Below are 25,978 nucleotides of genomic sequence, written 5' to 3'. Positions count from 1 at the left end.
TTTAAATGGAAACTATACAACCCTTACTGGAAGCGGCACAGCGCTCATCTGTATCCTTGCGGCAACTACCTGATGCGCAACGGCAGGAGCTGCTGCGCGCACTGGCACAGCACCTGCAGGATGCCGCACCCGCCATCATGGCCGCCAATCAATTGGACCTGGACAAGATGCCTGATGATGATCCCAAGAAGGACCGGCTATTATTGAATAGCGCGCGGATACGCGGTCTGGCCGCCAGTTTGCAGGATATTGCCCGTCTTCCTGATCCGGCCAATCAGCTGGTATCAGAGCGCCACCTTGATAATGGCCTGCTGGTACAGAAAAAAACGGTGCCACTTGGCGTTGTTGGCGTGATATATGAATCGAGGCCCAATGTGACAGTAGATGTAGCGGCGCTCTGCATCCGTTCTGGCAATGTATGTGTGTTGCGCGGCGGCAGCGATGCCTTTCATACCAATACTATACTCACTAACATCATCCGTGAGGAGTTACGGCGTTTCTCCGTCAACCCGGATGTAGTGCAGCTTTTACCCACCGACCGTGCCTTCGTTAGCGAGCTGCTCACAGCCGTAAAATATATCGATATCATCATCCCGCGCGGCTCGCAGCAGCTGATTGATTTTGTGCGGGCTCATTCCAAAGTGCCGGTGATCGAAACCGGCGCCGGCGTTTGCCACACCTATGTAGAGCGTACTGCCAACCTCGAACAAGCCGTTGCTATCGTTACCAATGCCAAAGTATCGCGTCCGTCTGTATGCAATGCGTTGGATACGGTACTGGTAGATGAAGCCGTGGCAAAGGATTTCCTGCCCTTGCTGGCGTCTTCGCTGTCAAAATATGATGTTGGCGTATATGCGGACCCGTTAGCCTATGTCCTGTTGCAATCAGCGGGCTATCCGCATCTGCAGGCCGCTGCACCCGAAGATTTCGGGCGTGAGTTCCTTTCATTGCAATGTTCCATCAAAGTGGTACCCGGTCTGGATGCAGCGCTGGAGCATATCCGCGAGCATTCCTCCAAACATTCCGAGGCCATTATCTCCCGCGATCCGATCATGAGTGAGCGCTTCCTCCATGAAGTAGATGCCGCCGCCGTATACGTCAATGCCTCCACCCGTTTCACCGATGGCGGCGTTTTCGGCCTCGGCGCCGAGATCGGCATCTCCACGCAAAAGCTGCATGCCCGCGGGCCTTTCGCACTTGAGAAGCTGGTTACTGAAAAGTGGTTCGTGTATGGTGCAGGGCAGGTCCGCGAGTGATTGTTTGGCTCAGGATTAAAGGATTGGAAGGATTACCAGGATTTTTTTTTCAGGATTAATAAAGATGAAAGAAGATTGGTGAGAAGATCTTCGCGACGATAGCCCTTGAAGCGCTCAAAGCGCTTCAAGGGCTGGAACCTCGTTGATCTTCTCACCAATCTTCTTTCATCTTTATTAATCCTGAAAAAAAAATCCTGGTAATCCTTCCAATCCTTTAATCCTGAGCCAAACAACCTATGCGATGGTTACCTCTGCGTTCAAATACACGTCCTGTATGGCGTTCAGCAGTGCTATGCCGTCGGGCATGGGGCGCTGGAAGGCTTTGCGGCCGGAGATGAGGCCGGCGCCGCCAGCGCGTTTGTTGATGACGGCGGAGCGTACCGCGTCGGCGAGGTCGGCATCGCCTTGTGAGGCGCCACCAGAGTTGATAAGGCCCATGCGTCCCATGTAGCAGTTGGCGACCTGGTAGCGGCAAAGGTCGATGGGGTTATCGGAAGTGAGTTGTGTGTAGATGCGTTCATCCAGCTTGCCATAAGAGGAGCTGCCGGTGTTGAGAGCTTTGTAGCCGCCATTCACTTCGGGCAGTTTCTGTTTGATGATATCGGCCTGTATGGTTACGCCGAGGTGGTTGGCTTGTCCGGTGAGGTCGGCGGAGAGGTGGTAGTCCACATCTTTTTTGAAGGCGTCGTTGCGGAGGTAGCACCAAAGGACGGTGGCCATCCCCAGCTCATGTGCCAGCTCGAAGGCCTGAGATACTTCTACCAGCTGGCGGTCGGCATTTTCGGAGCCGAAGTAAATGGTAGCGCCTACGGCGGCGGCGCCGAGGTTCCATGCTTCCTGTACGGTGCCATACATCACCTGATCCGCTTTGTTAGGATAGGTAAGTAATTCGTTATGATTGATCTTGACGATAAAAGGAATGCGGTGTGCATATTTCCGTGATACCGCCGCCAACACGCCGAAGGTAGAAGCGACCGCATTACAACCGCCTTCGATGGCGAGCTTCACGATATTTTCCGGATCGAAATAAGCAGGGTTCTTGGCGAAAGATGCGCCGGCACTGTGTTCTACGCCCTGGTCTACCGGCAGGATGGACATGTAACCGGTATGTGCCAGTCGCCCGCTGCCGAAGAGCTGACCCAGGCTGCGCAGCACTTGCGGATTACGGCTGGAATTACCATAGATGGCATTCACCGTATGGGGCCCGGGAAGATGCAGCATATCTTTAGAGATGGTGGTACTGGTATGTTGCAGTAGTTTATCGCTCTCCTGCCCCAGTAAAGCGCTGATCTTGTCAGTAGATAACATAGCTTGATCTTTTTTTGGTCCCACTAAATTTAAGGAATTATTGCTGCACACAGCGTTCCGGAGAACGGTGGCAGAATTATTTTTCTTTTCTGAGAAAAACTATAACTTTGAAAGAAGGCCGTTCTCCCGGGCGGAGGCCGGGCTTGACAAGCAACGTTACACAGCGCAATGGAATTTCACGCACCTGTATTGAATGACCATTAAGAAGAATAGAGTTTACCCATATAACCATTTTGACCGGAAAATCAGCGGGACCCTTCAGGAAAACGTTCACTACTGCTCACACCTGAACGCAACTGCGCAAAAAACCCTTTTTGCTTACTATGACTATGACTATTAAAGACAGGATCAGCAATTTTTTCAACGATGTTATCACCTCCGGTACAGAAGGCCTGGTAGATGACGAACTGGTAAAAAGAATCAGGCTTGTCAACATCCTCAGTATGACATTAACCATACTGATCACGGTGGTTGGCGCCATTTATTATTCTTTGTCGAGACAGTTATCTATCCTGATACCTGCCTCCATAGAAGCATGCATGGCCGCTTCTTCCATCTTTCTCAACAGGAACAGGAAATACAATGCAGCCGCTCTGATAACATACTTCACACAATGTTTAGCATCTGTGTATTTCGGTTTACTGCTCGGCAACATGATCGAGTTGCAAGCCATGATCATCTTTCTCTTCCTGATCACATTCCTGATATTTAAAGATGAAAAAATAAGATTTATCTGTATCGCCTCTGCGCTCGCGATACTCGTGCTACTGGAAGCAAACTATTACTACCAGTTTGTTGAATCGATAGCATTGAGCCGTAATTATACCGTTATCTTCAAGGCCCTTTCAGTGATGGGTGTTTTACTCCTGATCATTATCGTGGGCAGACCTTATGTTCGCAGCAATGATGCGATGCACAAAGCCAACCATTTCAAAAAGATGTTCATATACCAGGTAACCCATGAGCTGCGCACACCGCTGAATGCCATCTATGCAGCCGCACAGCTCTTGAAGAGAGAAGTAAAATTGAATGAACAGTTGAAAAGTGTGTCGAATCTGGTAGATCAGCTGATGATGGCCACCAACAACAGCCGCAACATCATCAATAATGTACTGGATATGTCGCAGATCGAGTCAGGCAAAATGAATGTTACTTCCGAAGAAACATTTGAGATAAGAACTTTTCTCTCCAAAATAATTGAAGTGAACAAGATGATCGCACGTTTCAGGAATATTAAACTGAAACTGCTGGTTAATGAAATGCCGGACGCGATCATTGCAGATTCCTTAAAATTGAACCAGATCGTTACCAACCTGCTCGCCAATGCGATTAAATATTCTCACAAGGATAGTACCGTTACCTTAACGGCAAGCAAACAAGGCGACAACTGGGAAATGCTGTTCTCCAATTACGGCTCCCCCATTGCACCCGGTAAACTGAAAACCATTTTCGATCCTTTTGTCACTGATAAAACTAAATACACAGAAGGTACCGGCCTCGGATTATATATCGTAAAGAATATTGTAGCATCTCTCGGGGGAAATATTACTGCCGACAGCACCCCCGAAGGACAAACCACCTTCCATATCGTGATGCCATTGAAAACTGCTACCATGGCTGATGTACAAACCGTGGAAACAGACGAGCAACTGCCCGACCTCAGCGACATACACGTAGTGGTGGCAGAAGATGATGAGCAGAATGCACATCTGCTCACCATGTTCCTCCACCGCATCGGTTGTTCTGTGTCGCTGGCTTCTAATGGCCGTGAAGTGCTGGATGAGGTCAGGAAAAAAACACCGGATATCATTATCATGGACTACCACATGGAAGAGATGGACGGCATCAGCACACTCAATGTATTAAAACAGCACCCGCTCAACAGAAATATTCCTGTAATCGTCGCTACTGGCGACGCATTCAGCGAATCCCAACAATTGCTACTCTCGGCAGGAGCCGATGCTATCATTCAAAAACCCATTCACTTCAAGGCATTACAAGGCCTGCTCAACAAACATTTGCATCACACCGACGGAGAATTACAGGAATAGATCTACCTGAAAGATTACACCGCCCTGGCCATCACATCCTGCAGCTGCGTCTCTTCCCAAATGGAGTGCGCCCTCTTATAACGGGCTGTATGTACCTGCCATACCCAACTGGCCTGCACACAACGCTCCAGGCCCTCCAGGTGTTTGTGAAGACTGGCCGCGGGTATCACGTGTTCAGCAACTGCTGCCTGGCATGTAGACATCACCTCATTATACAAACATTGAAATTCGACTAATAAACCATTTACCTGTTGACATGCCTTGAGCAGCACCTCCTCCAATGTGAGCGCGGGGTGGTTCAATGCCAGCACCATGACGAGATTCGCATCGGCCCCGTTATCGATCACTTCTTTCTCAAATGAGAAAAGGTCGTTCATCAAACCACCGATAGCAGCCGTAACATATTGCAGCCTTTTAAGTGGCTGCATGATGCCCATTGCTTCCAGCCATGCATGGTCCAGAAATGCGCCATCACTGTATTCCAGCAAACTGATCACATGATGCATGCCGGCCATATGGCAACGACTATCTACATATTCCGCCACCGACGGGATACGCCCCATTTCTGTCGCGTTGCAATTGCGATGGGTTACCTTTACATGGTAGCAGTAAAGTTCCAGGAACTGATCAAACCATGCTTCCGGAGAAGTTTCTTTCATGAACTGCAATACCTGCCTGTTGGCAATTTCCACCGGATGCGGGGCAGTAATATCGTCCTGAACAACATCGATGTTCCCCATCCTGTCGATGATCATGCTAGCATGCCGTTGTTGGCCGGACGACAATCTTCCAAATACTTCCCTGCCCATCGTATCATTCAAATAATAATCCACTGCCAGGTTTTCGACGATCGCCATCATGCGCGCCGTGTCGGCAGATGTGAAAAGAAAGATGGCGCAGGTGATATAATGTTCAGCTGTTTCCAGCCAGATACCGTGTTGCTCTCCGAAAGCCCTTGCCGCCTGTGCCAGCGCAGGTGCGTGGGCATGTGGCCGAAAGGAGCGGCAGAATTCACGGATAGCAAATTGGTCGCTGTCGAACAGCTGTTCCAGGGAGAAAATAGTGTTCCCCTGCATCAGCAATGCATGATATTGCTGTTGCACGCTTTGCAATATGGCGCGTGTAGCCATTTTTACATCTCGCTTCATGGATGTGATTTTTTAGTAAGAATTGATTGATTAAATAATAAATGGAAGGCTTTACCCCTTGGGAGAGTTGGCATCATTAATGGTCCGGGAAAGTATTCACACTGGATGAAAAAAAGCTAAATTGGACAAATTTATTATTTCTAATATACATCGCTTAACTGAAATATACTCGCCGCCGGTATAAATACAGTACTTTATGAACCCTGCCTGAATTTTATATCTTTGTGACCATGATTACGCGCATCGTTATTATCCGTCATGGAACAACAGCCTGGAATAAGGCCGGCCGCCTGCAAGGGCATTCAGATATACCATTAGATGAAGAAGGAAGGGAGCAAGCCCGCAAGCTGGCGCGTCGCCTCGCGGACGAACATTGGGATATGATCTGGAGCAGTCATCTGCTGCGTGCAAAAGAAACGGCGGCCATCATCACCAAAGAGCTGGAGCTGCCCGTAGTACTCGAAGATGGCCGCCTCGGCGAAGCTGGCGGCGGCGAAGCAGAAGGCACCACCGAAGAAGAACGTATCCGCCGCTGGGGCCCGCAATGGCGCCAACTCAACCTAGGCGCAGAAAGCAATGCCGCCGTAGTAGCCCGCGGCGCAGCATTCATGTCCGACCTCGTTGCCAACTACCCCGGCAAAAACATTCTCATCGTGAGCCACGGCAGCTTTATCCGGCAAACCATCGCCTACCTCGTGCCCGAAGCCCCTCACCAGATAGCCCTTAAAAATACCGCCATCACCGAACTGCAATATGACGGCATGCAATGGAGCTGCGAGCTGTATAATTGCGTGTTACATCTGGAGGAATAACGCGAAGGTTGTTTGGCTCAGGATTTAATGATTGAAAGGATTAGCAGGATTTTTTTACAGGATTAATAAGGATTTGTGGAGATTTTTGCGAACTTTTGACATAGTACTTATTCTTAGGCTTCTTTCTCCTGATAGCAGGTGACATCTGACATTATTTTAATTTTACCGTTTTTTCAACAAATTTAATTTGTACTTTTTCTTTACTTGAAACAGACAGTATATCACCTTGATCTATGCTGTTAAGATACTACAAGATGCCTTGTAATTTTTTAGACGGTTCCTGTTATCAAGAGAAAAAACATATACAGGTAAGCTTACAGGAGGGATAAAATTTTGACTATCAGTAAGCTCAAACATTCCCAATCGAAATTTCAGTTGTTAAAACAGATTCAACGAATTACCCGAAAAAAGAGCCACTATCAAAGATGTGGCTCTTTCCATTAGTAAATAAATGTACTGTGTCTATTGATAGATTTCATAAATGCCGCCTATCCATTTCGTCCAACTTGGATCAGTATCAGGCTTGTATGCAGAGTTATCAACCGGAAATGTTGCCGCATAACTTGAATTCAAAGTAGAAAGCGAAATATTTGTTTCAATCTGACAACTCGTATTCGCATTATTTGCATGGCACGCAATAGGGAAACCTGGCGGGGTTGAAGAATAGGTATAGTTTCCCCCTGCGGTCTTCAAACAATAGAAAATGTTATAGACTCTTCTTTTTGATGCATCTGCATGCTTTACATTAAAAAGAAAGAACATGGCGAAACATATCAGTAATGCTGCCGCTAGAAATGATAAAAGTTTTTTCATGAATTTAAATTTTGTTTGCATTGAAATTGCGGCTATTCATGCTATAACTAGAACGCATATACAAATTTACACGTGCATAACAGTTTATTAACATCCACAAATTATTTGATCTTGTTAACTCCATATTAACATCCATTTCTGTTAACACAGAATAAACAAAATTAAAGGTCCTCTATCCTAATTTTAGTTCATGAATAGATGCACTTGGAAACTATTTATTACCATATTGGCCCTTGTTATCCGAGTGCAGTCAAGCGCGCAGCAGATCACCGGAAAAGTTGTTGATGGAGAAACCAATCAAGTATTAGCGGGAACCAGTGTGAAGATTTCAAACGAAACAGGATTGTATATCCGCTGGTGTAAAGTAGATGAAAAAGGAGTATTTAGATTCAAAGTTGAGCCAGGAAATTATACCATTGCAGCATCCTATATAGGATATAAAACTGAATTCTTAAAGGTGGGTATTGAAGAAAAAAAAAATTATACTATCACCGCCATAAAATTATTTAAGACTGCGAAGCAGCTCAATAAAGTTACCGTTAAATCCAGGAAAGAAATTTTAAATGCCAGGAAAGACACAATTGAATTTGCGGCCGACAAACTTATATCTCATGAAAACAGCACACTCAAAGGATTAATAGAGAATATTCCTGGCCTAACCATAAAGGACGGATTATATAATTATCAAGGGAAGAAAATTGAAGAAATTTTCATAGAGGGAAAAACTGTTCTCCAAGATCAAAATGGAAAATCTGCGAACCCAGATAAGTTGGCAACAATGCTCTCGGGAAATATTATTTCCAAAATTCAGATCATAGACGTTAAAGACAATCAAAAAGCGATGAATATAACAATTCGTGACGAAAATAAGAATATACTAAACGGTACACTTTCTACTGGCGGTGGAAGCAATGAGAGATATAACTATACCGGTAATTTTCAATTTATTAATAAAAAGAAAATATTGCTCTCTTCCATATCAGGCAATAATATAAATACCAACAGAAACGTAAATACAGTTTCAGAAGAAGATCCGGGAAACGCTCAAGTTGGACAATTGACTAATACAGCCGTATGGGGAAACTATAATCTTACTATAGGACCAACTACCCAATTTGCCATCTCATTAAACGACTCCTATTCAAATACAGAGAACCAATCAGTTTCAGACAAGCAGTATCTGGCTCAATCCGATCATCTAAATACATATACCCAGTCCAATATCGAAAAGGTAAACTTAAATCATTCCCTTTCATTACATATTTCTGGAATAAAACTAAATGACAAACTTACACTATCAGTTTCACTCGATGGCGCAAAAGGATCTGAGCGGGTTAAGTCCAATACTGAATATAATATCTATGCTAAAGACACAACAAATAATACATCTCATGCTTACAATGTCGCCAATACATCCGGGTATGGCGCATCCATCAGAATGGCAAAACAAATAGGTACGCATGGCGCCATGATATATTTTGACGGAAGGTTCCGCCAGCAGGACATGTATAGTGACAATAAAAGCAATACGAAAAGCACCTTGAATGGCGGCAACACTATTCCAATTTACGAAGAGATCATAATGAAAAACAAGAACACTTCTAGTAATTACAGCTTCCAAGCTGCCTATACCAAACCACTTAGTGATGTTAGCAGCATTGGACTAATGTACGGGATAACACTCACTGATAGCAAAGGATTTACTAAATTCAATATGAATAACCATCAAATTGACTCACTTAGCAATGGCATAAAGTCTCAAATTACATCTAACTATGCTGGCTTTGAATTTTCTTCCTCCTGGAATAAATGTAGATTAAAAAGTACTGTAACTTTTAATGGGATAAGAACTGATATTTATGGCATCAGTCACTTCCAGACAAACCAAGTGTATATTTATCCTGCCATTTTCTTTAATTATAACTTTACTGATTTCAAATCTTTTAAATTTGATGTTCATGGGCTGCCATCAGTTCCATCACCAAATAATTTTATAAATATTGTTAAGCTAACCGATCCAACAAATAAAGAGATCGGGAATCCGCTTTTAAAAGCGGGATATAGTATCACAAGCATCGCAGGCTATAATGCTTTTAAAACCAATGGAACTACCTTTACGGCTACCGGCGAAGCATCGATAAAAATAAATCAAATACTGCCGGAAACTACCATGGATAGTATGGGCAAACAAACTACCAAACAAATCAATATCAATGGTGGTAAGCACTTTAACGGATCTATCAGCTATGGAAAACCCTTTTTCCGAAATATCTTCACCCTTGGATATGATGGCAATATCGATTACGATATCACGCCAACATCATTTAACAGCCAATTTATTAAAGCCAAATCCATAACGCTTTCCAATCGCATATCAACTACAATAACGATTAAAAATGTAATGGAATGGAGGGCGGCAATAAGCCAGGCCCTTGGCTGGACAAAATTTAAGAAAGAAGATAATGTAAAGGAAGGTACAAATCTTTCGACAGCAACTCTTTCTTTATCACAATTTTATTGTAGCGCCGTTTTTTTCGTCCCAGAAGGGATAACAATAGGCGGATCACTAAATTTGCAAAAAGTGCAGGATATTAATCAGACGTCCAATCTGTTGAATTTCTGGATTGCAAAATCATTCCTAAAATACAAACAGCTTACGTTAAAACTACTTGCCTTCGATATACTCGATCAAAATAAATTCATTCAAAGGTCCACTACGTCAATTTTTATTGATTCTTACTCAAGTAGTACTCTTCAACAATATCTAATGCTGAGCGCCATTTACATTATAGGTAAAAAGCATTTGGATATTCCCAAACGCTAAACACTCATTGTTAATTTTAGTTAGAAAGCCAATCCGGAGATTACGTTATTTAACAATCTCCGAATTGGCCTTTTTTAATTATATCCCATTAATCCTTTCAATCATTAAATCCTGAGCCAAACAACCTTCGCGTCACCGCGCTATCACCATCTCCTTCGACACCATCTTCCCTCCTTCGCTTACAGTGACGATATAGGAGCCGGCGGCCATGGAAGCGGTATTCACGATGATCCTGTTCGCACCTTTTACCACCGCCTCGGTGCGGCGCAAGATGGCCGTGCCTTTCACGTCTGTGATGCGGATGCTTGCCGTGCCGTTACCGGCCGCGAGGTAGGAAATGGTGGCAGAAGTATTTACCGGGTTGGGATAGATGCTCAGCGTTGCTGCGGGCGTTACTGCTTTTGATATAGCCGTTGCCGTTAGTGGCTGGGTGGTATCGAAAGAGGTACCCTGACTGGTAATGGCGAACTGTCCCAGCCAGCTGAGGTTACAGCCGCTGCCAAAGGTAACAGTGCCATTGTCGCCGCTGCTGGCCGAAGTGGCCGTGCAGGCATTGCTCCAGGTGCTGCCGGTGGCGTTGGCTGAACGTTTGTACAAATTTAACAGCGACAGGTTGGCGGAATCATTGCCGCTCACGCGCAGATTCCGGAAGGTGATAGCGGTTAAAGCAGTGATGGTATCGTTGGTACCAAAGTTACGCAGCACGAAATAGACCGGCGCTAAGGTAGCGGTGGAATCAGGCTGTGTGTCGGGTTGGGCGTAGAGACGGTTCACGATCACTTCTCCATTGGGCAAGGTGCCGGAAGCAAAAGTGACGCCCACACCGGGAGCAGTGAAATCGTAAGTGCCCGCAGCGCTTACCGTCAAACGCTGACTGACGCCGGTGGCTACGGGAATCGGGCTAACGATCTGCGTGATGGTGCCGGTACCGGCAGCATTGGCGCTGCCTACTTTATTGTAAGCGATGGCCGGCGAACTTTCGTTGAACTGGTAATAGCCTACCAGACCGGCCTCTGTGCCATTACGTACAAAATGCATGCGGTCGCGGATTTCAGCGCGGTTGAGTGCACGGTTGTAGATACATAGTTCATCTACCTGTCCGTTGAAATTGCGGGAGCTGGCGCCGGTTTCGAAACGGTCGGTACCTATTTGCCAGTTGGCGGCAGAGAGGTTCAATGTATCATTGGCGGCAGCAAAGCCAATGCCTTTGCCGTTGAGATACAGGTAGCAGGAGTCGGGCGTGATCACCCAGGCTACGTGCGACCACTGGCCAGCAGGGAGTTTCAGGCCGCTGTTGGTACCCCAGTATTTATCATGCCACATGTAGCCGAGTTCATTGCTGCCATTTTTTACAAATACACCGGTACGGGTGGAGTTATTGATGAAGATACCGGAATAATCTGTCTGGATACCGCTGGGCTTCACCCATATCGTCATGGTAAGACGATTGCTGGAATTGAAATTGGTGATAGGCGCGATATTATAATAATTATCCACGGCAGTAAGATCAGCTGCTTTGCCGGCAACGGTATCCAGCGCGCATTCGCTGGCCTGCACTTGTATGAAATTGTTCAGCGTGGTACTGTCTTTATTACCATCGGCATCTGTAACGGTAAGGGCTACACTATAAGTGCCGGGATTGTTGTAAGATACGTTCGGGTTCTCCAATGTAGAAGTAGCGGGCGATCCGCCGGGAAACGACCACTGGAACTGTACTGCGCCGGGCTTGAAAGCGGAGTTGTCACGAAAACGGATGTTATCCTGACTACATTTGGTAAGGGTATTTTCCGCTGCGATGCCTGCTACCACACCGGATGATTCATAGGTATCTGTTTCCCAGGCGCCCCTGCTGCTGCCGAAACGGATCTTGTTTTTCGCAGGCACTACAAACAGCCTGCTCTTCAGGTATCCCATGAGCGGCAGCTGTCCGCCTACCTGTTGCCATTGCGGCATGCTGTTGTTGCGGTACCATACGGTAGCGCCGCTGCTGGTGATCACAAAAATATATACGCCACCGTTAGTGCCACGTTGATAAGCGATATCGCTTACGGCCGCCGCAGGCAGGTTGGAGGTAGTGATATTCGTCCAGCTGCTGCCGCCATCAGTGGAATAGAGCACTTTCGTGGCGTTCTGCGCATTGCCATAGGCCGCCCACAGTTCTCCGGGGGTTTTACCTACTTCTATTGCGGTGATGTTTGTTTGTCCGCCGCTGGCGCTGGAGGAGGGCGTAACGTTTACCCAGGTGGCGCCGCTGTCGGTCGTTTTCATGATCTTGTTCTGCGTCAGCAAAACATACAAGGTGCGCGCATCTGTGCGGGTGGGCCTCACGGCATTGATCTTCGCGCCAAAATCCTTGACAGTAGTAGTGGTGACCATATTATCTGATGAGATGACCAGCACATTGTTGTTGGATTTTTTGATGCCCCAGATGGTGAATGCATTGAAAGGGTTGAACTGCAATGCCCCGAGATCCGCGTCGTTGCTCACACTGGATTCGGTAACGCTGCCGTCGCTGTTGAGGTAACCTTTATTTACGCCATAAGCCCAGTCGTAATACAGCCAATGGTCGTTGTAAGGGTTGATGGTGCAGGGGCCTGCATCGGCGCCTTTGATATTGCGCCATCCGCCAAAGCCATCGAAGCTGCGTACGAAAGTCTGGTTATGATCCAGACCAGTAAGACAGATATCACTTTTTGCAGCGGAAGAGAATCCCCACATATCCATGGAGTTGATCTCAAAGCCGGTGCCAGCAATGCTTTTGCCGCCATCGAGGGAGAGACCGAGACCGCCGTCATTACCCACCAATACAATATTACCTACTGCGCTGATGCCACGGATATCCGGGTGCAGATAGTGGCAGGATACCGTATACGGCTGTACGAAAGTAGCGCCGCTATCGACGGATTTGGTGATGTAGTCCGGGCTGTATTGGCCCTGGTACATGGTATTGCGGTTTTTCCAGTCGATATCAAATGCTTCCACATAGGCGCGGATAGTGTCTGCTCCGAGCAATGTGCCATTGGGCGCGTAGCGGTACCTCGGCTTGTTGCTGGCAAACTGTTCGAAGATATTCACTTCGCCGGTGGAGGAAGGCACGGCCTTCATCTGCAACACCGTAGATGTGCCCCAGCTGGTGCCCAGCGCGGTATTGAGATTGAGGAGCAAAGACCATGTCTGGCCTTTATCGGTAGATTTATAGATACACGCTTTGTTGCTGCTGTTCCATACACCGAGATAAAATTCGTTTGCATTGTTCAGGTTGGCTTCCAGTCCGAAGAAGTTGTAGCAACGGTCGTTGAGGCCATAGGGCGTATTGAAAGTATATTGGGAGGTAGACGTGTGATTAGTGCCGCCGCCGCTGTTATCGAACACCATGGTCCAGGTGTTGCCGCCGTCGGCGGAGCGGTATACTTTTCTGCCGAAGGTGCTTAATACTACATTTTTATCATCGCCTGCCAGTGCAATGAAGTAAGGCCTTTCAGTGGCAGAAGTATTCCGGTTCAGCTGTGGCAGCAATGTCCAGGTGATGCCGGAATTGGTGGATTTGAGCAAACCCGCTTCGGTAGCGGCGAACACGAGGGTGCTGTCCAGTTTATGCGCTTCAATTTCGCCATAGTAATAATCGCGGTTGGCGTAGGTGTTGGTACCATTGGCGAAGCTGCCATCCGTCAGCTGCCAGGAGGCGCCCTGGTCGGTGCTTACCCACAAGCCGCCGTAAGAGAAGCCTGCAAAAAGATTGCTGGTATTATACGGATTCACGAACACGCGGTCGCAGAAGCCGCCGGTCACCATATTGCTGTTATTACAGGCTTGCCGTACCATGTTGGCAGGGCCGATCATTTTCCAGTTGCCGAAATATCCGGCCACGGAGGCCGTGCCGGTAGCTTTGCTGGCCACATAGGGTGCGCGCAGTGCGGCGGGATAGGTGGCGCCAAAGCCTTTCTGGTCTTTGTAAAGCGCAGCAACCTGTATCCAGGAAACGAAGCGGCTTTTCAGTTTGCTGTCTTCTCCTGCATGTTTACTGAAATAATCGTTGAATGCTTTTTCTGCTTTTTGCAGGTCTGGCCGGGCTTTCATCATCTCCTTATACCAGGAGCTGTGGGCATGTACGTATTCATTTTTTTCATTGGCATGTTCCAGTTGCTCATATTCTTCCTCCTCTTCTTTTTCTTTTCGCTCCCGTTTTTGTGCAAAGGTGATATTGCTCAATAATAGCAGCAACAACACGCCGAGTGTGTAGCGTTTTTTCATATGTAAGAGTGGTTTAACGCGAGTTCGACAGATGGGTATATTATTTTTTCATTGTTCTTCCGGGTCGCTCATAGTAATCTTGTATCAAGATATGACATTGGATCGGTAATTCCAAGCAAGATCCTGTTGCGCCCCGGCGGGCGCGAATAATGCGCCATCATCGGATCTACCAATATATTGCCCCTACGGGGCACAATCGATGATACATCATCATGCCCCGTAGGGGCAACGTGTTGGTAGACGAAAATGAAATGTTACGCTCGCGCCCCGGCGGGGCGCTACCCTTATAAGACCGATAATTTCGATTTACGTATTTTCGTTGATATGAAGTTATTGCTAATTGAAGACGAACCTGCGGTGGTATCCGTTATCACGCGGGGCCTGACGGAAGCCGGCTATGAAGTAAGCGTAGCGCCGGACGGCGCCAGCGGCCTGCGTATGGCACTCGATAACCCTTCCTTTGTATTGATCATACTGGATGTTATGCTGCCCGGCATGAACGGCATCGAGGTATGCCGCTCCCTGCGCCGCGAACAGCTGGCCACACCGATACTTATGCTCACGGCATTGGGCACCACCGAAAATATTGTGATGGGCCTCGACAGCGGCGCCGATGATTACCTCGTCAAGCCCTTCAAGCTCGCTGAGCTGGAAGCCCGCATCCGCAGCCTGATGCGCCGCAAAGGCCCCGCCACGGCCATTCCTGTGGCGCCCGGCGGCGTACTGCAACTGGCCGACCTTGAGCTGAATACCGACACCAAAGCCGCCAGCCGCAAAGGAAAAAGTATACAACTCACCGCCACCGAATACCGCCTTCTCGAATACCTGCTCAAAAATCCGCGCAAGGTATTGTCCCGCATGGAAATACTGGAACAGGTATGGGGAATAGATTTCAATATGAACACCAAAGTAGTGGATGTTTATATCAACTATCTCCGTAAAAAGATCAATAAAAACAATCAGCCCGAACTCATACAAACCATAACAGGACTGGGTTACATGCTTAAAGAAAATACGGATGAAGATACGCACTAAGATACTGATGCTGTTTGCAGGTCTCACCATCTCCACCATCCTCGTGATGAGCGTGCTCGTCTACTATTTCGTCAACCAGCACTCTTTTGAAGATTTCTACAAACGCCTGGAAATACGCGCCTATCTCAGCGCCAAAGCTACCCTGCCCTACTACGAAGCCGATTCTGTTATCTATAACGAAATCCGCGACGAACACCTGGAAAAACTACCGGCAGAAAAAGAATATTTCCTGCAACTGGGCGCCAATGGCGAGGTTCACCGGGATGCCTCCCTTCAGCTGCCGGATGATTTCTATAAACAAGTCATCGCCACCGGCCGCGCTACCCACCGCGAAGGTAACCGCTTCTATGAAGGCGTGCTCTATAAAAGCAAGCAGGGATTGTATATCGTGATCGTATCTGCTATCAACCAGTACAGCATCGATTACCTCAGCTGGCTGCGGAAAATATTACTGATCTGTTCCATCATATCCGCCGCTATACTGATCGGCGCCGGCATCTTTTTCTCCAAATATATCCTGCAACCTATCCGGCATATCATGACGCAGGTAAAAAGTATCAGCTCCCGAAACCTGCACCTGCGGCTCAATGTAGCCAACAGCCGCGATGAGATACACGAGCTGGCCGCTACCTTCAACAATATGCTCGACCGCCTCGAAACAGCTTTTGAAACCCAGAATAATTTCGTCAGCAATGCCTCCCATGAGCTGAGCACCCCGCTCACGGCCATCATCGGCGAAGCAGAGCTGGCACTCAATAAAGACCGCGCCCGCGAAAACTACGTACATGCGTTGACGAATATCCTTAATGAAGCCGGCCGCCTCGAACACATCACCAAAAGCCTCCTCCACCTCGCGCAAACCGGCTTCGATGGCAAAAAGCAGGACTGGGGCCTCGTTCGCACCGATGAACTGCTCTTCATCGTAAAAAATACAGTGGACAAAATCAACGCCGGCAACCGCGTGGAAATAGATTATAGCCTCTTCCCCGAAGAAGAAGAAAAACTCACCATCCACGGCAACGGGCAATTGCTGGAACTCGCCCTCAGCAACATCGTGATGAACGCCTGTAAGTATTCCAACAACCAGCCGGTATCCATCGCGCTCGCCGCCACCGATAAAAAAGTGATCATCATCGTGAAAGACCAGGGCATCGGCATCCCGCCGGAAGATCAGCCCTATATCTTCTCCCCTTTCTTCAGAGCCTCCAACACCGGGCATTTCAAAGGATACGGCATCGGCCTGCCGCTGGCCATGAACATCGTACGCATGCACAAAGGAGATATCCTCGTTAACAGCCAGGTAAACGCCGGAACCGAGATCAGTGTGGAATTACCACGGTAATCATCTTCTTTCTTACCGTTTTCTTACCACATTCTTACGACCTTTTAACCGTCTTCTTACCACTTGCTAACCTCGTAGCGATAGCTTTGCTATTATAAAAGCAAGAGCTATGAAAAATATTCTCATTCCTACAGACTTCTCCATCCGTTCCCTCGGCTATGTACACAGCGTAGTAGCGCAGTTCCCGGGCGAGGTGGTTAATATAATTTTTATGCACGCGCTGAAGATGCCGGACTCCCTGTTCGATCTCATCACCTACACCCGCAACAGCAGGCATATCGACCTGATCACCGCGGATTTCAAAGATGGCTGTGAGATCATCCGCAACAAATATGCGTCCGCAGTGAAACAATTGAAAGTGGAATTCTTTCATGGCGATACCCGCACAGCCTTCCGCAATTTCTGTCTCGCACAGAATATTGATATGATATTATTGCCGGCAGACCAGCAGTTCAACCTGCCATCGAAAAGAAGTTATAACCCGGCGAAACTCATCCGCAGCAGCAAACTGCCGCTGCTCCGGAGCGACCTGCCCATAGGCAGAACCGTGGTGAGCAAAGCCACCCTCTCAGCGCTATTGCTGGCAACAGAATAAACATTTGCATATGTTACTGAAGAAGAATATACCCTTAAAATATGTTTTCGGAAAGATCAAGTACGAGCTGCTGCTGGTGGCTGTTTACGCCTTGCTGATCAACATGCTCTATTATCGTTTCGAGCTTACCAATATTTCCATTCCTATAGCCGTTCCAATGGTATTGGGCACTGTACTGTCGCTGCTGCTGGCCTTCCGTTCCAACCAGGCCTACGATCGCTGGTGGGAGGCCAGAACCATCTGGGGCGCTATCGTAAATGATTCCCGCTCACTGACAAGGCAGGTTTTAAGTTTGATGGATGCAACGTATCAGTCGGAAGAACTGCAACATTTCCAGGAGCGATTTGTAAAACGGCAGGCAGCATGGTGCTATAGTCTTGGCCAATCCTTACGGAAGACAGACCCTGTGAAAGGCCTCGAGAGGCTGCTCACGCGCCGGGAGCTGAACTATGTGATGAGATATGATAATGTGCCGGCTGCCCTGCTGCTTTTACACGGTAAAGACCTGAAATACGCCATGGAACAGGGCTGGATCAACCAGTACCAACAGGTAACTATCGATGCTACGCTATCGCGCCTCTGTGATGCCATGGGTAAATGTGAAAGGATCAAGAACACCGTGTTCCCGGCCACTTACAGCCTCTACACGCATTTCACTGTGATCTTCTTTATCCTCCTGCTGCCCTTCGCGCTCATCGATGTGCTGGGCTTCATGGAGATACCGCTGGTGATCGCCATCGCTTCCTCTTTCCTGCTGATCGAGAAGATGGGCATCAACCTGCAAGATCCATTTGAAAACAAACCTACCGATACACCCGTTACCGCCATTGCACGTAACATTGAAAAAGACCTGCGGCAGATGTTGCACGAACAATACGAACCACAGGAAGAAGTACAAGCAAGCTACTACGTGCTATAATTTGATCATTTTGATATTTGGATATTTGGGTATTTTTATATTTAGGCCAGGTTAGCATATTGCGTAGGTCTAAATATCAAAATACCCAAATATCAAAATATTATGCGGATTGGTATCCTTAATTACGAAAACGCAGTACCCACCAGTGTTTCAGGGCCGGCCGACATCCTCAGCGCGATGAGTCGCTCCTATCCGCGGTTCACCGGCAACGCATTGCCCGTAGATTTTGAGATCGATATTGTTAGTGAAGAAGAAGGGCAACTGTTCCGTCAGCCCTTCGGCAGCCATACCCGCAAGAAATTGTCGCCGCAATACCGTTATGATCTCGTGATCATCCCCGCCATGCAATCAGACAAGATCATGCCGGTGCTCCGCAAAGAGCAACACCTGATCCGGTGGCTGCAACAACAATACCGCCAGCATGCAGAACTGGCCAGCATTTGCGTAGGCGCCTTCCTGCTGGGCGCCACCAGCCTGCTCAATGGCAAAACCGCTACCACCCACTGGATGTTCGCAGACCTCTTCCGCAAAATGTACCCGGAAGTGACCTTGCAGGACGACAAGATCATCATCGACCAGGGCCGCATCTATACCTGCGGCGGCGCCTTCAGCTTCACCACTTTCACCCTGTACCTCGCAGAAAAGTTCTGCGGCCCGGAAGCCGCTATGGTGGCCTCCAAGCTGCTGATGATCAACATCCACCAGCAACCGCAAACCACCTTCTCCATCTTCCAGTTACAAAAAGATCATGCAGATGAAGATATCGCACAGGCACAACAGTTCATCGAAAAACAATACCACCGCAGTATCAGCGTGGAAGCACTCGCCGCACAGGCCAATATGAGCCTGCGCAATTTCATCCGCCGCTTTGAACAAGCCACTTCCAATACGCCGCTGGAATACCTGCAACGTGTACGCATGGAAGCCGCCAAGAAAATGCTGGAAAATACCAACAAAGGCATCGAACAGATCGCAGGTAAATGCGGTTATGAAGACATGAGTTTTTTCAGGAAGATATTCAAACGCCATGTGGCCATGACGCCCACCGCCTACCGCGAAAAGTATGGCAAAAGCATCCGCCAGGCGCCATTTTTATCACTGGTAAATCCGTAAATTTAAAAGATGAACATATTTTTTGAAGGGCCAGTGCTCTGGTCACAGATCGATGCAAACATGCACCTGCGGCACTCCGCCTACGCAGATTTCGCCGCACAGGCAAGGTTAAGCCTGCTGGAGCAATCCGGCATGACCGCCCGCGATTTCCTCACCCTCAAGATAGGCCCTATCCTCTTCCGTGAAGAGCTGATCTATCACCGCGAAATAGGCGCCAACGACCGCGTTACCGTTACCTGCGTCATGACGCGCTGCAAAGCCGATGGTTCCCGCTGGTCCATCCGCCACGAAATATTCCGCGGCGACGGCACCAAATCCGCCACCGTAAACGTAGACGGCGCCTGGATCAACGTAGCCCAGCGCAAACTCACCGCCCTCCCCGCAGAACTGATGGAGAAATTCCGCAGCATCCCCCGGAGTGACGACTTCGAAGAAATGTGAGAATGGGAGAATTTAGGGATTTACGGATTTACGGATTTAGGAATTTAAGCAAATCCCTAAATCCGTAAATCCCTAAATTCTCACATTCTCACATTCTTATCTGATTCCAGCTCCTTGATAAAAGGCAGCTGATGTTGTACATAGGCACGTGTCGACTGTTCAAAATAGCTGTCCAGCTGGAAGAACTGCGCTGCGCGGGTGGCGCCCAACAGCTTGTTCATGCGCCGGAAATAACGCATCTGCAAACGGCCAAATTCCAGGTCGTTGTTGATCAGCTGGCGGGAGAGAGAGTTCATCTTCCGCTCATCCAGAGAAGAAAATTCTTCGTTATACATCTTCAACAAAGCCATGCGCTCTGAATACCAGGGCTTCTTTTCACTTTCATATTCAAACAGGGCGGTCTGGAAATTTCTGGATTCTACCGGCGAAATATGCAGGTAATCATTCATCAGGGATTCCTTGTTCTTGCCGAAGATGGCCGTTACCAGGTCCTCTTCATCATAGGTTGCAGCAGGCCGTACCTGCGCCTGTAGCGGCAATGCAATACTCACGACAAACAATAAACAGACGAGATTTTTCATAATGATACCATTTTTTCATGATGACAGGTTCCTGAGGAGGTTGTTAGCGTATAGCCGTAAACGTTGGTACCGGGGTGCTCTCTTGCGGTCATGACCAGTCGATCCGTTATGCAAAACGACCGCGGAAAAATTCCTGCGCAAGACTTTGGTTGAGACGATAAAAAAAGATAGTTCGGAGCAGATCAGAATATAGATAAAACAACGATTTGCGGGAAAAAGTTGCGGGAAGGCAAAAAAAATGTGGGGAGATCTTCCCCACATCTAAAAACAAAAAAATCAAAAGTATTAGTTGAGTGATTCCTGTTGGAGGAAGGCATCATATGCCTCTTTGGTCCAGTCCTGGTAATCTTCGAGTTGGATGCCCAGCTTCTCATCGCGGACAACCTCTTTACCATCACGTGAGTCCCAGTATCCTTTTGCCAGCGACTGGATATGCCCTGGTGTGCTTTGATCGGCCGGACTGAATTCACCAGGGTAACTTTTATAGTTGCCAATGGCCAATTCCTGGATTTCGTGTTTTACTGCCGCTACATTGTGCTTTGCCATGGTTAAAATTTTTTGGTCCACGGCAGGTAAAACAAAAATGATTCCTCTATGCGGCCAGGATGCGCCTTTTCCAACTTAAAGTTTTGTTAATAAGTCTGTAATGTGCTACCACAGCGGATTACAAGGCGATCGATTTCAGATAGTCTTTACCGTAGTTACCCCATTCTTTCAGGGCCTTGCCAACGGTTTCAGCCAGGGTGGCATTGTTGACCTTCTTCCCCTTTTTAGGCGCCTGCAGTGCAGTTTCTTTCACATCTTCCACGAGCACTTTGGTGGCAAACCAGGTCACATGTTCATGTGGCAGGGCCACTCCCAGTATCATGCCGGGCAGGCCTGTAAAGGATTCGGGGCCGCCGGGCGTAACGATCGCATCAGTATAAAAAGCCACTACATAAATAGAATCCATGATCACAGCATTGGCACGGCGGCAGTCGAAGCCCGCGATCTTACGGGTTTCATCCGTGATCTTCCATTTGATCTGCCGCAGGCTGTCATCAACCAGAAAGGTTTGTTCAAAAACTTTTTTCTGTGCGAGGCTGCGACCACTGCCGAGCAAACTATACACCACATTGGCTTCCGCCGGCGTTTCCCAATGGCGGGCATTATCGGGGTTCTCCCGGCCAGGCGAATACAAAGTAGTATTGTTGCTGAAAAGGAGATCGAAATAACTTACGAAAAATTTAGGCGTCGCCTTCTTTTGCAGATCGCGCCAGGACGTGTTGTCCGCATCCAGGTACATGGCGTCCAGGCGGGCATGCATGTTGATCTTCCGCTCATATTCGATCCGGCCCTGTTGCAGGAACATCGCCTGCTGCGCACTGGCGCCCAGACAATACAAAAGGCCGGAGAGATATATTATTAAAAATTTCATTTTTCACGGTTTAAAGATGAATTACTGCTTGGGCGCTCCCGCTCCCATTTTGTTGAAATTCCAGAGGAACGACAGCATCGCATAACGGCCGATCGTACCGTAAGTGGTTTGCGTGATATAGTTGCTGTTCACCGAACGGTTGATACCCCTGTTCTGCGCCAGCAGATCGTTGACGGACAAGCTCAGCATCACAGCGTCTTTCTTTCCGAACTTCTTGTTGATAGCGGCATTCCACAGGCAAACGTTCAGGTTGTCCGGGAAAACAGGCGTTTTCTGACGGATAGAGTAATTGACCTGTGACGTTATTTCGAACTTCGCGGGCAACATCACCAGTCCATTGTATTCCAGCTCATAGCTCCAATAGTCGGTACGAATATCTTTCTGTACCGATGAAGTACTGGTAGTATAATTAGGCCCTACGCGGAAATAGTTGTTATACTTTTTGTCTTTATCTTTCCTGAAATACAGGCTGAGCGTGCTGTTGGTGCTATTAGTAATGTTCTGTGCCGCGTTGATGAAATTCACATTCTTGCTCCAGTTGCCATTGGCGTCAATGCCCCAGGAAAGGTCCAGCGGCTTGATCTTCCAGCCCAGGCTGGCATTGAAGTTCAGATGGCTGTTACCGTTCACGTTCACCGCTTGTATAACACGCTGTCCTTTTTCGTTGATGGTGCTGCTGTTGCTGAAAGCGTTGCTGGTAATATTATAGGAGACCGATAGCCAGATGCTGCGGTCGGTAAGCACCTTGTAATCGCGATAGCCCATCCAGAACGAATGGTTGAAAGCCGGCTTCAGATCGGGGTTACCGATGGTGATGTTCAGCTGGTCCTCGTTGGAGCGCAGCGGCTGCAACTGGTTGATGGACGGCTGTTGCGTATTACCATTATAATTGAACATGATCGCGCGCTGCGTACCGATGGAATAGGAGAAGCTGGCCCTGGGATACCAGTTCACAAAATCGCGTTGCTGCTTCACTTCGCGGAACATATCTTCCTGCATGAAGGAGGTAAAACCTACGTTGGTACCGAAGTTCACGCGCAATTTCTTTTTCACGTAAGCATAGCTAAGGCCGCCTCTGTGCGTGAGGATATTGAATGCATAATCATTGCTGTAAGTAGAATCTAATTGTGCATACTTACCGCTGTTATCTTTATTGAAAGAGCTTCTGCCGGAGTGGTTGTTGTTGGTGCTCAGGCCGTAGTTGAACACCAGTGAGGCGTACTTCGTCAGTGGCTCTGTGTACGTGATATTACTATTGAAGTTAAAACTTTCCGAGTTCCCTTTTTTACGCTGGTCGATATGTTGGGTAGAGTCCAGTTTGTTGTTGGAATAAAATTCTGTAGAAGCATTCAGGAAGCCATCGCTATTATCTTTCAGATAATTTTCAGACAGGTTGATGGAGATGGTACGGCCTTTTTTCCTGAGCTTCTTACGCCATAATAAATTGGAGTTGAAGGAGCCGTTATCCCCGCTGCCGGTGAGGTAGCGCTCATTGCTGTTGATCATGGCGCTGTCGGCATTCAGCATGCTGCCGCTGTTGAAGCTGTGGTTGTTTTTGTGATCCAGGCCGGCGTCCACAGATACTTTGATGGAGGAGCTGGAATCCAGCTGTACTTCATAACTGCCGTTGGCGCGGGTACGGAAGATCTCCCGTTTGGCGGTTGATGCGGAGTTGCTGTACTGCACCGTGTTATTGAGAATATTTTTGGTGGCGGTGTTGCTGTTTTCTTCCAGGCCCATGTTCATGGCTTTCACGTTGGCATTTACGCTTTGCTTGTCCTGGTTCCATTTGTTGTTGAAATGCAGGCCGCCGGTTTGTACCAGCGGATAGCCGACACCGTTATACCTGCCATCCCATCCTTCGATGGCGTCATCGCCGCCGCCCATCACGAAGTAGTAGCCATTGGTTTCGTCGTAGGAGGCATTATCGGCGAAGCTCTGTCCGAACTTCTCGCGCTCGCCCCAGTTGAGGCCTGTTTTGCCGGTATTGGATACGATGCCATAGGCGGCAAATTTGCGCTTGCCGCGGAAGAGATTGAACATCGCATCGCTGTTATGATATCCTTCGGTACCGGCGCCGGCTTCGACCTTTCCGAAGTAGCCGTTTTTCTTATTTTCTTTTAGTTTGAGGTTCACCGTTTTCGACTTCTCGCCATCATCGATGCCGGTAAAGGCGGCCTGGTCGCTCTTTTTGTCGTATAGCTGCACTTTGTCGATCATATCTGCACGGAGGTTTTTGGTCACCAGGGTGGGATCATCTCCAAAAAATTCCTCTCCATCTACCAATACTTTCTTCACCTTCTCTCCCTGCGCCGTGATCTGTCCTTTGCTATCCACCTGGAACCCGGGCAGCTTCCGGAGCAGGTCTTCTACATTGGCGTTGGCAGCGGTTTTGAAGCTGTCGGCATTAAACTCGGTGGTATCGCCTTTGATCTTGATCGCCCCTACCTGCTGGTTGATCACCACCTCATGCAGGAGTCGCGAACGCTGCGTGAGTTTCACCTGCCCGAAATCGACGACGCTGGTATCTCCTAACGTCAACGCATCTACGTAGTCTGCAAAGGAGGGATAGGTGATCATGACAAGATACTTGCCTGCATGCAAGTCTTTCAGTTCAAACTGTCCTTTTTCGTTCGTGCGGACAAATTTGTACAGCATAGAATCTTTGGCGGCAAGCAGCGCCACTACTGCATTGGAGAGCGTAGTACGGTTCAGCGTGTCTGCAACATGGCCCTTCACAGTGGCGTGCTGTGCATGACTGAGCAGGGCGAGCGACAATAAGATAAGGAGCGTAAATAATTTTTTCATTCACCGCGTGTGATACAGGTTAAACAGAAAAATGCGACCGGAATAAAATTCCATAATAAAACGCAATACTTTCATTTACCGTATGATAAACATCTGTTAATATTTAATCTACTTATCATGTAGGAAATGACGACTGAATTTGCCCCATTAAACTTCGGGATATACTGCTGGTCAGAAATAAAAAACACAAATTCTTCAATCTGCAAACATGAAAAGAACTGCCATATCTTTCGCCGTGCTGCTGCTGTTCATCTTTACAGCCAGCGTATCCAATGCACAGGTGAGTGTGGGCGTATCCATCAGGATAGCGCCACCGGCCATACCGGTATACACGCAGCCGCCGTGTCCTGTTGAGGGTTACATATGGACACCCGGCTACTGGGCCTATGGCCCCTATGGATATTATTGGGTACCTGGCGTATGGGTAGCGCCACCACGGCCCGGATTACTCTGGACGCCCGGCTACTGGGGCTTTTCAGATGGTATCTACGGCTGGCATGCCGGCTACTGGGGCGTACATGTAGGCTTCTACGGCGGTATCAACTATGGCTGCGGCTATAGCGGCGTAGGGTTTGCAGGCGGTATGTGGCAGGGTAATGTGTACCACTACAACACCGCAGTGACCAATGTGAATACGACCATCGTTCACAATACTTATGTTAACAATACAGTGATCAATAACAACAATACCACCATCAACCGCACCAGCTTTAACGGACCAGGCGGCGTAACGGCACGGCCCACAGCGCAGGAGCAGTCGGCCATGCGGGAATCCAGGATAGCGCCTACCAATTTGCAAATGACGCATGAACATACGGCGAGCCTCGACCGCCATCAGCTGGCGTCTGTTAACAATGGCCGGCCAGGAACCTTGGCGATGAGAGAAGCCGCCATGCGCCAGCCTGCACAACAGGAACAACAACGCCCGCAACAAATGGCATCTCACCAGGCGGCCGCTATTAATAACAATAATAATGGCCGGCCAGGCAATAACAACAACGCCATGAGAGCCGCGGCCATGCATCAGCCCGGACAATCGCACCCGCAGCAAATGGCGCCACATCGCGATATGCCGCGACCGGAAATGATGGACAGACATGCTAACAACCGCATGATGGCGCAGGCGCCTCCTCATAATATGCAGCCACGCATGGAAGGCCACCCGCAACGGATTGATGGTGGACACGAAATGCATGGAAGACCCAGACGATAACGCCTTTCTTCCATATCATTCTGGCAGCCCCAAAATAAGGACCAATGGATA

At 48.2% G+C, this 25,978-nt stretch carries 19 protein-coding genes; 11 read left to right on the top strand and 8 right to left on the bottom strand.

Annotation, left to right across the window (positions count from 1 at the left end; all coding sequences use genetic code 11):
* The first annotated feature begins 5 nt into the window (after positions 1–5).
* Positions 6–1,256 (top strand): glutamate-5-semialdehyde dehydrogenase, encoded by a 1,251-nt coding sequence (locus tag FPG75_RS13905; RefSeq protein ID WP_143307454.1) that lies wholly within the window; start codon positions 6–8, stop codon positions 1,254–1,256.
* 234 nt (positions 1,257–1,490) lie between these two features.
* On the opposite strand, the gene FPG75_RS13900 is transcribed toward FPG75_RS13905, so the two are convergent.
* Complete coding sequence (locus FPG75_RS13900; RefSeq protein WP_143307453.1) at positions 1,491–2,564, bottom strand: class I fructose-bisphosphate aldolase; 1,074 nt, start codon at positions 2,562–2,564, stop codon at positions 1,491–1,493.
* 323 nt (positions 2,565–2,887) lie between these two features.
* Between FPG75_RS13900 and FPG75_RS13895 the strand changes: the two genes are divergently transcribed.
* Entirely contained in the window at positions 2,888–4,615 is a 1,728-nt protein-coding gene (locus FPG75_RS13895) for a hybrid sensor histidine kinase/response regulator (RefSeq protein WP_143307452.1), read from the top strand.
* A 14-nt stretch (positions 4,616–4,629) separates the two neighbouring features.
* Here FPG75_RS13895 and FPG75_RS13890 read toward each other — a convergent pair whose 3' ends face one another.
* Positions 4,630–5,763 (bottom strand): terpene synthase family protein, encoded by a 1,134-nt coding sequence (locus tag FPG75_RS13890; RefSeq protein ID WP_143307451.1) that lies wholly within the window; start codon positions 5,761–5,763, stop codon positions 4,630–4,632.
* A 230-nt stretch (positions 5,764–5,993) separates the two neighbouring features.
* Between FPG75_RS13890 and FPG75_RS13885 the strand changes: the two genes are divergently transcribed.
* A complete protein-coding gene (locus FPG75_RS13885; protein ID WP_236652916.1) occupies positions 5,994–6,575 on the top strand; it encodes a histidine phosphatase family protein in 582 nt (193 codons plus the stop codon).
* A 462-nt stretch (positions 6,576–7,037) separates the two neighbouring features.
* Here the strand turns inward: FPG75_RS13885 and FPG75_RS13880 are convergent, their stop codons facing one another.
* Positions 7,038–7,388 carry a hypothetical protein gene (locus FPG75_RS13880; protein ID WP_143307450.1) on the bottom strand — a complete coding sequence of 117 codons (351 nt, stop codon included), beginning with the start codon at positions 7,386–7,388 and terminating at the stop codon, positions 7,038–7,040.
* A gap of 190 nt (positions 7,389–7,578) precedes the next feature.
* Here FPG75_RS13880 and FPG75_RS13875 point away from each other — a divergent pair, with 190 nt between their 5' ends.
* The gene (locus FPG75_RS13875; protein ID WP_143307449.1) at positions 7,579–10,212 is read left to right on the top strand and encodes a carboxypeptidase regulatory-like domain-containing protein; all 2,634 of its coding nucleotides are present in this window, start codon (positions 7,579–7,581) and stop codon (positions 10,210–10,212) included.
* A gap of 132 nt (positions 10,213–10,344) precedes the next feature.
* Here the strand turns inward: FPG75_RS13875 and FPG75_RS13870 are convergent, their stop codons facing one another.
* Positions 10,345–14,463 (bottom strand): LamG-like jellyroll fold domain-containing protein, encoded by a 4,119-nt coding sequence (locus FPG75_RS13870; RefSeq protein ID WP_143307448.1) that lies wholly within the window; start codon positions 14,461–14,463, stop codon positions 10,345–10,347.
* 324 nt (positions 14,464–14,787) lie between these two features.
* Here FPG75_RS13870 and FPG75_RS13865 point away from each other — a divergent pair, with 324 nt between their 5' ends.
* The 6 genes from FPG75_RS13865 to FPG75_RS13840 all read left to right on the top strand — a co-directional run bounded on the left by FPG75_RS13865 (position 14,788) and on the right by FPG75_RS13840 (position 19,908).
* Entirely contained in the window at positions 14,788–15,498 is a 711-nt protein-coding gene (locus FPG75_RS13865; RefSeq protein WP_143307447.1) for a response regulator transcription factor, read from the top strand.
* Positions 15,482–16,840 (top strand): sensor histidine kinase, encoded by a 1,359-nt coding sequence (locus tag FPG75_RS13860; protein WP_143307446.1) that lies wholly within the window; start codon positions 15,482–15,484, stop codon positions 16,838–16,840. The genes FPG75_RS13865 and FPG75_RS13860 overlap by 17 nt, the downstream gene beginning before the upstream one ends.
* A gap of 109 nt (positions 16,841–16,949) precedes the next feature.
* A complete protein-coding gene (locus FPG75_RS13855; protein WP_143307445.1) occupies positions 16,950–17,435 on the top strand; it encodes a hypothetical protein in 486 nt (161 codons plus the stop codon).
* Positions 17,436–17,445: 10 nt separating this feature from the next.
* The gene (locus FPG75_RS13850) at positions 17,446–18,354 is read left to right on the top strand and encodes a bestrophin family protein (RefSeq protein ID WP_143307444.1); all 909 of its coding nucleotides are present in this window, start codon (positions 17,446–17,448) and stop codon (positions 18,352–18,354) included.
* Positions 18,355–18,456: 102 nt separating this feature from the next.
* Positions 18,457–19,467 carry a GlxA family transcriptional regulator gene (locus FPG75_RS13845; protein WP_143307443.1) on the top strand — a complete coding sequence of 337 codons (1,011 nt, stop codon included), beginning with the start codon at positions 18,457–18,459 and terminating at the stop codon, positions 19,465–19,467.
* Between the two features lie 9 nt (positions 19,468–19,476).
* The gene (locus FPG75_RS13840; protein ID WP_143307442.1) at positions 19,477–19,908 is read left to right on the top strand and encodes an acyl-CoA thioesterase; all 432 of its coding nucleotides are present in this window, start codon (positions 19,477–19,479) and stop codon (positions 19,906–19,908) included.
* Positions 19,909–19,988: 80 nt separating this feature from the next.
* Here FPG75_RS13840 and FPG75_RS13835 read toward each other — a convergent pair whose 3' ends face one another.
* The 4 genes from FPG75_RS13835 to FPG75_RS13820 form a co-directional block, all read right to left on the bottom strand.
* A complete protein-coding gene (locus FPG75_RS13835) occupies positions 19,989–20,489 on the bottom strand; it encodes a hypothetical protein (RefSeq protein WP_143307441.1) in 501 nt (166 codons plus the stop codon).
* A 285-nt stretch (positions 20,490–20,774) separates the two neighbouring features.
* A complete protein-coding gene (locus tag FPG75_RS13830) occupies positions 20,775–21,035 on the bottom strand; it encodes a hypothetical protein (protein ID WP_143307440.1) in 261 nt (86 codons plus the stop codon).
* 118 nt (positions 21,036–21,153) lie between these two features.
* Positions 21,154–21,906: a GLPGLI family protein gene (locus FPG75_RS13825; RefSeq protein ID WP_143307439.1), complete on the bottom strand. Its 753-nt coding sequence runs from the start codon at positions 21,904–21,906 to the stop codon at positions 21,154–21,156.
* Positions 21,907–21,927: 21 nt separating this feature from the next.
* Positions 21,928–24,714 (bottom strand): TonB-dependent receptor, encoded by a 2,787-nt coding sequence (locus FPG75_RS13820; protein WP_143307438.1) that lies wholly within the window; start codon positions 24,712–24,714, stop codon positions 21,928–21,930.
* A gap of 208 nt (positions 24,715–24,922) precedes the next feature.
* Between FPG75_RS13820 and FPG75_RS13815 the strand changes: the two genes are divergently transcribed.
* Positions 24,923–25,927 carry a YXWGXW repeat-containing protein gene (locus tag FPG75_RS13815; protein ID WP_143307437.1) on the top strand — a complete coding sequence of 335 codons (1,005 nt, stop codon included), beginning with the start codon at positions 24,923–24,925 and terminating at the stop codon, positions 25,925–25,927.
* Positions 25,928–25,978 lie beyond the last annotated feature (51 nt).

The organism is Chitinophaga vietnamensis, assembly GCF_902167635.1.
GTDB classification, from domain to species: domain Bacteria; phylum Bacteroidota; class Bacteroidia; order Chitinophagales; family Chitinophagaceae; genus Chitinophaga; species Chitinophaga vietnamensis.
This window is presented reverse-complemented; position numbering and strand designations above follow the sequence as displayed.